The sequence below is a fragment of the Hymenobacter lucidus genome (assembly GCF_020447265.1).
In the GTDB taxonomy this organism is placed as follows: Bacteria; Bacteroidota; Bacteroidia; order Cytophagales; family Hymenobacteraceae; genus Hymenobacter; species Hymenobacter lucidus.
Window position 1 is genome coordinate 522,540 of record NZ_JAJADR010000002.1, and the last position, 13,333, is coordinate 535,872.

12 protein-coding genes are annotated in these 13,333 nt (G+C 60.3%); 10 read left to right on the top strand and 2 right to left on the bottom strand.

The annotated features are described in order from the left end of the window. Positions 1–31 precede the first annotated feature (31 nt). The 6 genes from LGH74_RS08950 to LGH74_RS08975 all read left to right on the top strand — a co-directional run bounded on the left by LGH74_RS08950 (position 32) and on the right by LGH74_RS08975 (position 7,622). On the top strand, positions 32–868 hold the full coding sequence (locus tag LGH74_RS08950) for a DUF305 domain-containing protein (RefSeq protein ID WP_226174790.1): 837 nt from the start codon (positions 32–34) through the stop codon (positions 866–868). A 48-nt stretch (positions 869–916) separates the two neighbouring features. Then, complete coding sequence (locus LGH74_RS08955; RefSeq protein ID WP_226174792.1) at positions 917–2,134, top strand: TolC family protein; 1,218 nt, start codon at positions 917–919, stop codon at positions 2,132–2,134. Between the two features lies 1 nt (position 2,135). After that, the gene (locus LGH74_RS08960) at positions 2,136–2,741 is read left to right on the top strand and encodes a hypothetical protein (protein ID WP_226174794.1); all 606 of its coding nucleotides are present in this window, start codon (positions 2,136–2,138) and stop codon (positions 2,739–2,741) included. Continuing rightward, entirely contained in the window at positions 2,725–3,870 is a 1,146-nt protein-coding gene (locus tag LGH74_RS08965; protein WP_226174795.1) for an efflux RND transporter periplasmic adaptor subunit, read from the top strand. Before LGH74_RS08960 ends, LGH74_RS08965 begins: the two co-directional genes overlap by 17 nt. A 2-nt stretch (positions 3,871–3,872) precedes the next feature. After that, positions 3,873–7,088, top strand: a complete 3,216-nt coding sequence (locus LGH74_RS08970; protein WP_226174797.1) for an efflux RND transporter permease subunit — start codon at positions 3,873–3,875, stop codon at positions 7,086–7,088. Positions 7,089–7,256: 168 nt separating this feature from the next. Continuing rightward, positions 7,257–7,622, top strand: a complete 366-nt coding sequence (locus LGH74_RS08975; RefSeq protein WP_226174798.1) for an STAS/SEC14 domain-containing protein — start codon at positions 7,257–7,259, stop codon at positions 7,620–7,622. A 114-nt stretch (positions 7,623–7,736) separates the two neighbouring features. Here the strand turns inward: LGH74_RS08975 and LGH74_RS08980 are convergent, their stop codons facing one another. Next, positions 7,737–8,129 (bottom strand): hypothetical protein, encoded by a 393-nt coding sequence (locus tag LGH74_RS08980; protein ID WP_226174800.1) that lies wholly within the window; start codon positions 8,127–8,129, stop codon positions 7,737–7,739. Between the two features lie 329 nt (positions 8,130–8,458). Here LGH74_RS08980 and LGH74_RS08985 point away from each other — a divergent pair, with 329 nt between their 5' ends. From LGH74_RS08985 to LGH74_RS09000, 4 genes are all read left to right on the top strand, one after another. After that, positions 8,459–8,875: an EamA family transporter gene (locus tag LGH74_RS08985; protein WP_226174802.1), complete on the top strand. Its 417-nt coding sequence runs from the start codon at positions 8,459–8,461 to the stop codon at positions 8,873–8,875. A 401-nt stretch (positions 8,876–9,276) separates the two neighbouring features. After that, complete coding sequence (locus LGH74_RS08990) at positions 9,277–9,786, top strand: fasciclin domain-containing protein (protein WP_226175813.1); 510 nt, start codon at positions 9,277–9,279, stop codon at positions 9,784–9,786. Between the two features lie 218 nt (positions 9,787–10,004). Continuing rightward, entirely contained in the window at positions 10,005–12,317 is a 2,313-nt protein-coding gene (locus LGH74_RS08995) for an endonuclease (RefSeq protein ID WP_226174804.1), read from the top strand. Positions 12,318–12,576: 259 nt separating this feature from the next. Continuing rightward, on the top strand, positions 12,577–12,993 hold the full coding sequence (locus LGH74_RS09000; protein ID WP_226174806.1) for a hypothetical protein: 417 nt from the start codon (positions 12,577–12,579) through the stop codon (positions 12,991–12,993). Between the two features lie 15 nt (positions 12,994–13,008). On the opposite strand, the gene LGH74_RS09005 is transcribed toward LGH74_RS09000, so the two are convergent. Then, positions 13,009–13,296 (bottom strand): GNAT family N-acetyltransferase, encoded by a 288-nt coding sequence (locus LGH74_RS09005; RefSeq protein ID WP_226174808.1) that lies wholly within the window; start codon positions 13,294–13,296, stop codon positions 13,009–13,011. Between the last annotated feature and the right edge of the window lie 37 nt (positions 13,297–13,333).

Sequence of the window (13,333 nt, forward strand, 5' to 3'; positions counted from 1 at the left end):
CTTTCCCCTTTAACCTTCTCCATTCAACGCCATGAAACGCGCCACATTCCTCCTCTACGCCCTGGCATCCAGCACTTTGCTGATGATCAGCTGCTCCGATAACAAGTCGACTGAAACGACCACCACGACCACCGAAACAGCCGCAGCCCCGGACTCGGTCGGCCATGACCACGACGCTATGGCCGGTCACGGGCAGATGCACCACGACGCCACGGCTACCGGTATGCAGGCCGTGATGCATACCATGATGCGCGACATGGATGCCTTTAAGCCCGCCGGCAACACCGACCACGACTTTGCCCACATGATGATGGCCCACCACCAGGGCGCCGTGGATATGGCCACGCTGGAGCTGAAAGAAGGCAAGGACGCGACGCTGCGGGCTATGGCCGAGAAAATCAGCGCCGACCAGCAGCAGGAAATCAAGGCCCTCGAAGCCATTGCCACCCGCCTCGACGGAGCGCCCACCAACTACCAGCCCACCAACTACCAGCCCACCAACCCGACCGACCCATTCACCAAAGCCATGAAAGCCTCCATGGACGGCATGATGCAAATGGGCCAAGCCACCGGCAACGTGGACCAGGATTTTGCCCTAATGATGGTGCCCCACCACCAGAGCGCCGTCGATATGGCCAAGGCCGAACTAGCCCACGGCCGCGACACGAAACTTAAGGAAATGGCGCAAAAAATGATTGACGCCCAGCAGCAGGAAATCCAGCAGTTTAAAGCTTGGCAGGCCAAAAACGGCGGTCAGCTCAAGCCCAGCGCCGCCGTGTATGAATGCCCCATGGGCTGCGAAGGCAGCCGCAGCACCCAGCCCGGCAAGTGCCCGGTCTGCGAAATGGAGCTCGTCAAGAAAGTATAACCGGCCGACCCTGATACGGCGGCCGGGCCCGGATTTACTCCCGACCTCATGAAGTATTTGCCCCTTGGTTTTTGCCTATTGCTGCTGGTGGGCTCGGCACACGCCCAGCAGCAGGTGGTGCGGCTCGACAGCGCCGAGCAGCAGGCATTGCGCCGTCACCCGCGGCTGCGGCAGTCGGAGCAGGAAATTGCCGAGCAGCGCGCCCTCAAGCGGGGCTCGTTTGCGCCGGCCAACCCCGATGTGCTGCTCTCGGCTCCCACGGGCGAGAAGTGGGCCCCGGGCGTGGTGCAGACTATTGACCTGCCCAATGTGTACCGGCGCCAGCGCCAGGTGGCCGAAGCCGGTATTACGCTGGCTGAGCGGGGCCGCGACGTAAGCCGGGCCACGGTGCTGCGTGACACACGCCTGGCGTATCTAAGCTTGCAGTTTGCCGAAGCTCAGGTGCGCCAGCTCACCTACCAGGATAGCCTCTTTCGGGCCTTGCGCCTGGCCACCGAGCGGCTGTATGCGGCCGGCGAAGTTACGTCGCTACAGCGCCTGAGCACCGAGGCGGAAGCCCGGCAAGTAACCGTGCAGCTACAGCAGGCCACCGCCGACCAGCGCGCCGCCCAGCGCCGACTAGCACTGCTGGTGGGGCGGCCCACTGAAGCCCTGGCTACCAGCACCGACCTGCGCCGCAGCGGCCCCGAGCTGGCCCAGACGGGCGCAAACCTGCTTGCGGACCTGCCCACCGAGGATAGCAGTGCTCTGATGCGCAGCCCCACCCTGGCTGCGGCGGCGCAAAATGTGGCATTGAGTCAGTCGGGCATCAGCCTGGTGCGGGCCCGGCGCACCCCGGCCCTGACGGTGGGTTACCAGAACCAGGCCTTTGACAACTCGGCTCTGCGGTACCGCTTCCAGTTTGGCGTGTCGGTGCCCATCTGGTTCTGGACCTACCGCGCCCAGCTGCAGGCCGCTACCGCCCGCGCCCAAGCCGCTGGCTACCAGCTGCAAACGCAACGCCTGGAGCTCAGCACGCTCTACCAGCAGGCCCTGGCCGACACCCGCAAGTTCTCGGCCTCACTGGGCTATTATGAGCAAACCGGCCTGCCCCAGTCGCGGGCCATTATCAGCCAGTCGCAACGCCTGTTCCGGGCCGGCGAAATCAGCTACCTGGTGTTGATTCAGAGCTTGAACCAGGCTTTTACCATTCAGAACACCTACCTGACCACCATCCGCGACTACCGTCAGGCCCTGATCGAACTTAACTACCTGCGGGGTGAATAAGATGAACCAACTTCTGATGTTGCTGCTCGGCCTGCTCCTGCTCAGCGGTCCAGCCCAGGCCCACGGCGGCGAAGACCACGGCGCAGCCAATGCTGCCGCGCCAGCGGGGGCTACCTCCTTTTCTGTGGCAGCCCTGTCGGAAAAGTTCGAAGTGCTCTTGCGCTACGATCCCCTGGAAGGCGGCGAGCCGGCCCATCTGCGCCTGTTTCTGTCGGACTACGCTACCAATGCGCCCGTTACCGGCGCCAAGCTCACGCTCACCAATCCTGAGGATAAGAACCTGAAATGGGCCGTAACAGAGCAGGAACCCGGTGTTTACCTGGTCGAGGGCGAGTTTCCGGCTAACCAGCCCTACAGTTTCGCCCTCAACATCGTGGCCGGCTCCCGGGCCGACTTACTGCTGCTGCAGGGCGTCAGGGTGGGTGAAAAGCTGCCCGCAGCCGAACTGCCGCCCACAGCTGCACCGGGGCTGTTTTCCTCCTGGAAAACTATTCTGGCCTTGGTCGGGGCCTTTGCCCTCGGTATTGTGCTCACCGTGCTACTCATGCGCCGGCGCCGCGCCGTTTCCCCCACCCCTGCTTCCGCCATCTATGAAAACCGCGCCTAAATTACTGATTGCTACTGCGGCGGCCGGCTTCGTGCTGACGCTACTGCTGCCACCGCCCGCTACGGTGCTGGGCCACGGCGGCGAAGACCACGGCGGCACGGCCCCGGCCAGCACCGGCATGGCCTCACCCGATGAGGTACTTCTGCCCAAGGAAAGCCAGTTTTTATTCCAGGTACGCACCTCGCTGGCGGCTTATTCCGCTACCTACAGCCGAGCTACGCTCTACGGTACCGTGTCGGCGGCGGCGGGTGGAGAAGGGCGCATTGTGGTGCCGCAAACGGGCCGCATTGTGCGCCTCGCGGCCCAGGTAGGCCAGCAAGTGCGGGCTGGGCAGCTGCTGGCCGTTGTGGAGCAAACCCTGGATGCCACCCAGCAAATCGGGCTGAGCACCGAGCGGGCCAACGCCCAGGCCGAGCTGCGCGCCGCCCAGCAGGACTACGACCGCCTGCAAAGCATTGCCGACATTGCCGCCCGCAAAGACGTGGTAGCCGCCGAGCTGCGCCTGCGCCAGGCCCGCCAAAATGCCAGCATTTACAACGGGCAGGCCCAACAACGCCGCACGACCATCACCTCGCCCGTGAGCGGCACCGTGGACGTGTTCAATCTGGCCGTGGGGCAACAGGTAAATCAGGGTGACGAGCTGTTCCGGGTCATCAACCCCGGCAAGCTGCGCATCGAAGCCCAGGTCTTTGCCCAGGACCTGGCCAAGGTAACGCCCGGCACCCGGTTTCGGGTGGAAGGCCTGCAGGGCCAGCCCGGGGCCGAAGCCCGGTTGGTGGTATTCAGCAACGTGGTAAATCCCGTGAACCAGGCCCGCCAGCTGATTCTGGAGCTGAACGCCGCCGAGGGCAGCACCTACCGCACCGGCCAGGCCGTGAACGTGCAGATAGTGGGCCAGAGCGGCGGGGGCCGGAAGCAACTGGTGGTGCCCACCTCGGCCGTGACGGACCTGAACGGTAAGCCGGTGGTATTTGTGCATACCGCGCCCGAGCACTTCCGGATTCGCTACGTGCAGCCCGGCGCCGTGAATGGCGAGCAAACCGTGCTGGAGCCGGGCCAAGTCAATGAAAACGACCGGGTTGTGACCCAGGGCACCTACCAGCTCAAGTCCATCTACCTGAACCAATAGGCATGCTCGACCAGATAATTCGCTTTGCTCTGCAAAACCGCCTGCTGATGCTGGCCTTCGCCGTGGGCCTGCTCATTGCCGGCTCCTACACGGCCCGGCAGCTCCCCGTAGATGTACTGCCCGACCTGGACCGGCCCCGTGTTACCGTGTTTCTGGAAGCGCCGGGCATGGCTCCGGAGGAAGTGGAGGCCCTGGTAACGCTGCCCGTGGAAACTGCCCTGAACGGCGCCACGGGCGTGTCGGCGGTGCGCTCCAACTCGGCCATCGGGCTGGGCATGGTGTTCGTGGAGTTCGACTACGGCACCGACATTTTCACCGCCCGCCAGATTGTAAGCGAAAAGCTGCAAACCACCACCGAGCAGCTGCCCACGGGTATTACGCCGGTACTAGGCCCCATTTCCTCGGTCATGGGCCAGATTATGCTCGTTGGCCTCACGGGTGGGCCGCAAACCAACGCCGCCGACCTGCGCACCCTAGCCAACTACACCGTGCGCCAGCGCCTGCTTAGCATTCCCGGCGTGGCCCAGGTGATTCCCATCGGCGGCGACAACCGGCAGTACCAGGTGCTACTCGATATGCCCCGGCTCAATGCGACCAACCTGACGGTGAACCAGGTGGAAGAAGCCCTGCGCCGCTCCAATGTGAATACCACCGGCAATTTCTTTGACCGTAACGGCTCCGAGGTACTCATTCGCAACCTGGGCCGCCTGCGCTCAGTGGCCGATATCGAAAATATCATTGTGGGCTACCGCGCGCAGTCGCCCATCCGCGTAGCCGATGTGGCCCGGGTAGAGTTTGGGGCCCGTTTCAAGCGCGGCGACGGCAGCGTAAACGGTCAGCCCGCCGTGATTCTGAGCATCGAAAAGCAGCCGGGCGCTGCCACCGTGGGCCTCACCGAAGCCGTGGAAAAAGCCCTAGTCGAGCTCAAGCCCTCCCTGCCCCGCGACGTGCAGGTGAATACGCGCCTGTTTAAGCAGTCGGAGTTCATTGAGTCGAGCATTAGCAACGTGGAAGAAGCCCTGCGCGACGGAGCCATCCTGGTGGTTATCGTGCTGTTTGCCTTTCTGCTGAATGTGCGCACCACGTTTATTTCCTTGGTAGCTATTCCGTTGTCGTTGCTGGTCACGGCCCTGGTGTTTCGCTTGGCCGGCATCAGCATCAACACCATGACTCTGGGCGGACTAGCCATTGCCATTGGTGAGCTGGTCGACGACGCCATCGTGGACGTAGAAAATGTGTACCGCCGCCTGCGCGAAAACCGGCGGCGGACCACTCCACAGCCGGCACTCAAGGTCATTTACGCGGCCAGCTCTGAGGTGCGCAACTCCATTGTGTACGCCACCATCATTGTAGTGCTGGTATTTTTGCCGCTGTTTGCCCTCGAAGGCATGGAAGGCCGCATTTTCGCGCCCCTGGGCATTGCCTACATCACCAGCATTGTGGCTTCGCTGTTTGTCTCGCTCACAGTCACGCCGGTGCTGTGCTACTACCTGCTGCCCCGCATGAAGCAGATGAGCCACCCCGAAACCGACGGGGGCTTGGTGCGCTGGCTGAAGCAAAAGGATACCCGCCTGCTGACCTGGGGCCTGGCCCACTCAAAAGGTATTCTGACTGCCACGGCGCTGCTCTTCGTGCTGGCCGCGGGCCTGGTACCTTTCTTCGGTACCGAATTTCTGCCGCCCTTCAACGAAGGCTCACTCACGGTCAATTTCTCGGCACCGGCTGGCACCTCCCTCACCGAGTCGAACCGCCTGGGCACGCTAGGCGAGCAGCAGATGCTCAAGATTCCGGAAGTGGCCTACACCGCCCGCCGCACCGGCCGGGCCGAGCTCGATGAGCACGCCGAATCGGTGAACAACTCCGAAATTGAGGTGGCTTTCAAGACGGAGGACGAGCTGAAAAAGGCCGGCAAAGCCATGCGCAGCCGCGACGAAATCTTGGCCGACATGCGCCAGAAGCTCGGCCTGATTACGGGCGTGAACGTGAACATCGGGCAGCCCATTTCCCACCGCCTCGACCACCTCTTGTCGGGTGTGCGGGCGCAGGTAGCCATTAAAGTGTTTGGCAACGACCTGCTGGAACTGCGCCGCTATGCCAATGAGGTGCGCACCGTGGCCGCCTCTGTACCGGGCGTGGTCGACCTGCAAGTTGAAAAACAGGTCCAGATTCCGCAGCTGCTTATTCGGCCCCGCGACGAGGCTTTGCGCGCCTATGGCCTGGAGCGGGGCGAAGTAGTGCGCGACCTGGAAACGCTGTTTCAAGGGGCCGTGGTGTCGCAGATACTCAACGGGCAGCAGCGGTTCGACCTCGTGGTGAAGCTCCCGGAAGCACAGCGCAACGATATTTCAGCCATTAGCCAGACCCGCATTGAAACACCCGCCGGCACCCTGATTCCGGTGAGCCAGGTGGCCGAAATCCTCTACGAGCCTGGGCCCAACACCATCAACCACGAAAACACCCAGCGCCGCATCATCCTCTCGCTCAACGTGGCCGGGCGCGACCTAGGCTCCACGGTGCAGGAAATTCAGCGGAAAGTGAGCCAGCAGGTGCCGCTACCGGCGGGCTACTACCTCACCTACGGCGGCCAGTTCGAGAGCCAGCAGTCGGCTTCCCGGAAAATTCTCTGGCTGAGCCTGTTTTCATTGGCCGGTATCTTTCTGGTCTTGTATTCCCATTTTAAGTCGAGCTACCTGGTGGGGCAAATAATGCTCAATATCCCGCTGGCTCTCATCGGCTCGGTGGTAGCGGTGCTCCTCACGGGCGGCACGTTCAGCATTGCCTCGCTCGTGGGCTTTATCACGCTCACCGGCATTGCCTCGCGCAACGGCATCATGATGATTTCGCACTACATCCACCTGATAGAGCACGAAGGCGAGAAATTTGGCAAGGAAATGATTATCCGCGGCTCGCTGGAGCGCCTGGTACCCGTGCTGATGACGGCCCTGGTGGCCGCACTGGCGCTGGTGCCGCTTACCCTGGCCAAGGATGCGCCGGGCAAGGAAATTCTTTACCCTGTAGCCACCGTTATCCTGGGCGGCCTGCTTTCTTCCACCTTTCTCGACATCATCGTGACGCCCGTAGTGTTCTGGCTGGTAGGCGAGAAAGCCTTAGCCCAGTACTTCGCCGCGCGCCAGGAAGTGAGTCTCGATGAGCACGCACCGGAGTCCGCCGCCCCCACGCCCCCACCGCCCCTGAACCCGGTGCTGCCCGCGCACTAGGCTTCGCTTCGCCGTGTCTCTCAGCACTATTGGTCGGCTAGCCGGGCTTTGCACGCTAACGTTTGTGCGAGCACTGCTACAAAGTTTCCTTTTCAGCGAAGGGTTTGTGTATATTGAAGACTCGCCTGTAGTCTATCCTGGATGGAAGTACTTTATCATACCGCTGCTTTGTCTATTGCCCATGATGCCATCAACCAGTGGCTGTACGTGGAGTGGAAAGGCCAGCATAATGAAGTATCGGCCATTTCGGGTGGCGACTTGATCCTGCGTTTTTTACAGGATTATCCTTGTAAAAAGATGCTCAACGACAACAGCCAGGTCACCAGCGACTGGGAAAAGGGAGCCGCCTGGGTAGGCGGGCACTACTACGACCAACTGGCGCAACGCGGAGTGCGGTACGTAGCCTGGGTGTATCCACCGCACTGGCGGGCCCGCAAATCGATGGACCGGGCCATGCAGTTTGTCACTCGCCCTATGGTGGTCACATTCGATGACTTAGCTACTGCTTACGAGTGGCTCCGGACCACCAACTAATTTTGCCACGAACACTAAAAAGGCCCTGCCTCAAGTAGCGCAGGGCCTTTTCAGGGTACAGAAAGGATTACCGGAAAAGTTTGTTTTCGTAGCTCAGAATGGGTATTTCGTGCATTAAGCTGCTTGCTCCCGGGCGCTGGCCGGCAGCCGGAGGTGTTTTTCCTGTAGGCCTTCCTGGGTTGCCTCTAGCATAGATAGTGTGACGCCGCCGTGCAACGTAAAAAACACTTCTATCTGCTGCTGCAGCTGGGTCGGATCATCGGAGGGTAGCTCAGCGACTATATCGGCCATGGAGGATATTTTCTCGCAGGTCGTCAGCATGTAGCCGGGCTCATGCAACCATGAGTACACGAACAGATGCGTGCCATCCTGAGCCGTGTAGATGTGCTGATAACGGGCATCGGTGGCAGGAATGTACGCTTCTTCGCCGCCCCGGCTGGTGTGGTAGAGGCTGTAGCTGGGGGTCAGGGGAACAAAACCGAGGCTGTGCAGGTAGGTATCTTTCATGGTTGCTGGCAGTTTAATGCAAAGCCCGTGGAGGCAGGCTGTTAGAACGCATCCAAGATTGCCGCCTTATCGTCGGATAGAAAGGACCCTTTATGGGCAGTTGTGACATCCAGCCACACTTAAACACTTGCCGCTAATCGGTCATTCGAGCGTCACACAGCTTACCAGCCTTATTTTAGAGTGGCTCAAGTATGTAAAATTGTGACGGCTAACGACTATTAATTTCAGGGGTTACGAGTGCTCAATAACTGGCAAACCTGCTTCTGGTATGTGCGTATTGTTCCCGCCGCCGCTCTATTGCGCACCCTTTGGTATATAGCTGATTATCTATGTGGTGGATTTATGCGTTGCTCTCCGCCACTTTTGCGGCTCTCACTACGGTGCTGGCTAAAGTGGGTATCAAAGGCGTGAATTCGGACCTGGCCACGGCTATCCGAACCGTTGTGGTTTTGGTGCTGGCCTGGGGCATTGTGCTGGCGCGGAGCAGCCACACCGACATAAGCACCCTAACGACGCGTAACTGGCTCTTTATCGGGCTTTCCGGCATTGCCACGGGCTTGTCGTGGGTCTTTTACTTCAAGGCGCTGCAGCTGGGCAACGTGTCGCAGGTAGCGCCCGTCGACAAGCTGAGCGTGGCCCTGGCAATTGTACTATCGGTGCTGTTGCTGGACGAAAAGCTTACGCTGCCGGTTGGTATCGGGGCGGCTCTTATTATTGTGGGCACTCTGGTTTTGATCTGGGGCTAGCGGGCCACCACGCTACGGCAGTTCCCGTACCGACGCCGGCCACCGGCACACGAGCCGGGTCATTTGCCACAATAACCCTTTGCTGCTTGCCGACCGGTGGGCTAAGGCGGCCCGCTTCCACCCCAAATTACCCCTCCGATAATCCATTCAGCCGACCAGCGCGTATATCGGGCATCTCACTTTTCCTCTCCCCTAATATGATCAAGCACTTCCTGCCCACTCTGGCCCTGACCGCCGTTTTCAGCATCGGCACCGCCGCTACCGCCCTGGCCCAGCAACCCGCCAAAACCAAGTCGGACGCTGATAAGATGAAAACCAAGGAGGACGGTGTGATGGCCAAATCCAAAGTGGCCGACGACGGCAAGGTAAAAATGAAGGGCAAAGCCAACGACGGCAGCAAGATGAAGGCCAAAACCAAGCCCACCGCAGGCATGGACAAAGCCACGAAGGGCGTACTGGTAGGCGGGGCCATGATGACGCCCGATAAGGACATCGTCGATAATGCCGTTAACTCCACCGACCACACCACGCTGGTATCGGCCGTGAAGGCCGGCGGCTTGGTAGAAACCCTAAAGGGCGCCGGACCTTTCACCGTGTTTGCGCCCACCAACGCGGCTTTCGATAAGCTACCGGCCGGCACTGTAAACACGCTGGTAATGCCCGAAAACAAGCAGAAGCTCAGCACCATTCTTACCTACCACGTAGTGCCCGGCCGCCTCACCGCCGCCGACCTGCAGGACGGCCAGACGCTGACCACCGTAGAAGGCGAAACCCTGACGGTGATGAAAAAAGGCAGCTCAGTGATGCTGCACGACGCCAAGGGCGGCACAGCCAACGTGACTATTGCCGACGTTATTTCCAGCAATGGCGTCACGCACGTAATCGACACGGTATTGATGCCGACCAAGTAGAGTCGCTTCATCAAAACTTCATGCCGGACGTTTGCTTATCAGGAGTTTATTAAACTTTTCTAATAGAGCAGAATAATAATCTTCTAAAAAAAGGCCCACGGATTCTTCCATGGGCCTTTTCCCATTTTGGCGCAAGCTAGGAATAGCATTTACGGCTGGTCTACCGAATCATTTTCTGATATTTGTCTTATTCTCCATCCTGTTTTTTCACACTAAGCATGAAACACCTCTTCGCATGGGTTTTGGCCGCTGCAATGAGTTTGAGCATGGCCGCTACGGCTCAGGTGATGCCGCCGGCTCCGCCTTCCAATTTGCAGGGACAAGCACTGAAAGACTGGCTGCGTACCAACTGGTACGACGGCAAGCGCGTGGACCTGGGCTACGACCGGGCCCGGGGCAAAATGTACAACTACGTCGACGTCTTCAACGGACAGCTCACGTGCGTGTACTCGGGCTACTCGGTGCCCAAAACCATTGACTCGGCGGCTACCAGCACCGGTGGCGTGGGCCTGATCAACTGTGAGCACACCATTCCCCAGTCGTGGTTCGACGAGGTGAGCCGGATGCGGTCCGACATTCACCACCTTTTCCCGACCTACACGCAGTGGAACTCGAACCGCAGCAACGACATGTTTGCGGATGTGCCCGACAACCAGACCCAGATCTGGATGCGCAATACGACCAGCCAAAGCACGATTCCGACGAGCAACCTCGACGAGTGGAGCGAAGACGGCGGCTCGCTGTTTGAGCCCCGCGAAGACCACAAGGGCAACGTGGCCCGCTGCGCCTTCTACTTTTACACCATGCACCAGGGTCAGACGTTTGACGCTGGCAAAGACGTAATTACCGGGCTGGCCGATCTGGCTACGCTCTACCGCTGGCACCTGGCCGACCCAGTGGACGCCCACGAGCGGGAGCGGAACCGCCGCGTGGCTAAAAGCCAGGGCAACTTCAACCCCTACATTGCCTACCCCGAACTGGTAGCCCGCGCTTATGGCCTCATCGTGCAGCCTACCTTCGCCTTTGCTACCGCAGGCACTGCCGTGGCTGAAGGCAACAGCGGTACTACCACCAGCACCATCACCGTTTCCGTTGACCCCGCTCCTACCGCTACCATTACGGTGCAGGTAGCCGTAGATGCCGCCAGCTCGACGGCCATCAACCCGGAAGACTACACGTTTTCGACCCAGACGCTGACCTTCGCGGCCGGCGAAACCAGCAAGACGATTACCGTGACGGTAAACGGCGACACCAAGCCCGAAGTCGATGAAACGGTACGCCTCACGCTGACCAACCCCAGCAGCGGCAGCAGCACCGGCAGCGCCGCTACCCACACGCTCACCATCACCAACGACGACGGCGAGCCAACCACGGTGAAATTCGCCTCAGCCAGCGGCTCGATTTCGGAAGGCAACACCGGCACCCAGACCTACACCGTAAACGTGACGCTGACCGGCACGGTGCCTACTACGGCCGTTACGGTGCCCGTGACGATAGTAGCCGCCTCTACCAGCGCCGACGCTGCCGACTATACCCTGAACACGACCTCGCTGACCTTCGCGGCCGGCCAAACCAACCAGACGCTACCCGTGACCATCACCGTCAATGGTGATGTGACGCCCGAGGCCAGTGAAACGGTATATCTGCGCCTGGGTACGCCCACCAGCGGAGCCGTAGCTGCTACGCCCTTCAACCACACCCTGACCATTACCAACGATGACCAGGCCCCGACGAGCGGCCCCTGCACCCGGCTGTATTTCTCGGAATACGTGGAAGCCAGCACCGGCAACACCAAAGTGCTGGAAATCTATAACCCTTCCCAGTTCCCGGTTGACCTAGACGGCATCCGCGTCGACCTGTTTGCCAACGGCTCAACGACGCCCGTTTCGCAGGAACTCAGCGGCACCATTGCTCCCGGCGATGTATTCGTTATTGCCAATGCCGGCTCGGTACCCTCGGTGCTGGCCCAGAACGACCTGGCCTCGGCCGTGACGTTCTTCAACGGCGACGACGCCATCGGCCTTTTCGACGGCACCGATACGCTGGACGTAATCGGTGTTATCGGGCAGCGCCCGGTAGCTACCGGCTGGGTAATTCCCGGCGGTGGCACTACTACCGACAACACGCTGGTGCGCCGCAGCAATGTGGATAAGGGTGATGCCAACTGGTCGCGGGCGGCGGCTACCTGGCAGGCCGCCGGCAAAGATGTATACACCGGTATCGGCAGCCACACCTCGGCCTGCATTACGCTGGGCACCAAACCTGCAGTGGTTACCAACAAGCTGGAAGTGTACCCCACGCCGACCACCAACTTGCTGCACGTGCGCCTGCCCGAATTAGCAGCCCGCACCGAAACCACCATTACGCTTTTCAACGGCCTGGGCCAGCAGGTGCTAAGCCAGAAGCAGACCTTGGGCGGCTCGGCTACCGAAGCCACACTGAACGTGCAGGCCCTGCCGGCCGGCCTCTACGTGGTGCGCGTGGCCCTGGCGGGCACGGTGTACACTAGCCGCGCCATAGTGCAGCACTAGTTATGCGCTGACAAGCACCGGCTTGTGCTAGTCTAAGAAGGCCTGATTCCTTGCGGAGTCAGGCCTTCTTAGACTAGCACCTGGCTGCCGAACTGATTTTATTCAGGTGCTAGCACTGTGCTGGTGGCAGTAAATAATCTATGTTGGTACCTATGTCTCGGGTTTGCGTCGTATTTTTGTAGGTGAAACCGCAGTTGTCTGAGCCGGGAAACGATATTCTTCGTCCTGCAGCGTGAGCAACAAATCTTCCCGTTGCCGTATGTCTCCTAGCTCGCCCAGCGAAACCACTTATTTCTCTAATCCGGTCCTCAACCTGAGCTATGACGCGGCGGGCTACCTGCGCCTGCGCTGGACGCGCACGGGCGGCACCGAGGCCGAACTGCGTGCTGCCTACCAGCAGGTGAAGCAGGCTATGCGGCATTTCCGAACCGGCAAAACGATGAGCATTCACCAACAGCGCCCCCTGATTCCGGTGGCGGTGCAACAGTGGCTGAGCACGGAATGGATACCGAGCTGCGTGCGCGAAGCCGGCTACAGCCACTGCGCCATCGTGGAAAGCGACAACCCGATGGCCCGCCTGGCTTCGCAGGCCGTGAGCCTGGGAACTCCAGCTGCGCTGGCGTTTCGGCACTTCCCCACCGAAACAGCCGCTGACAACTGGCTACGAGCGAAATAACAAACAACTAACCAGCTACTCCTGCTGCTCGCGCAAATCCTGGTACTCGGAGTGGCGTTCGACGTAGCTGCGCATAAATGAGCAACTAGTTTTGATTTGCAACTGCTGGGCCCGGGCATAGTCGAGGGCCTCCACGGCTAAGGCTTCGCCCACGCCCTTGCCGCGCAGGTTTTCATCTACGAAGGTGTGCGTGAAGTCGATAACCGTATCGGTAGGCCGGCTGTAAGCCAGTTCGGCCTCGTAGCCGCTCAGGGTAGCGTAAAAAGCCTGATCTTCCTGATTGTGGGTGATGGTGGGTTTCATAGACTAAGTGAAAACGGATTGGGGCAGTTGCTGGGCT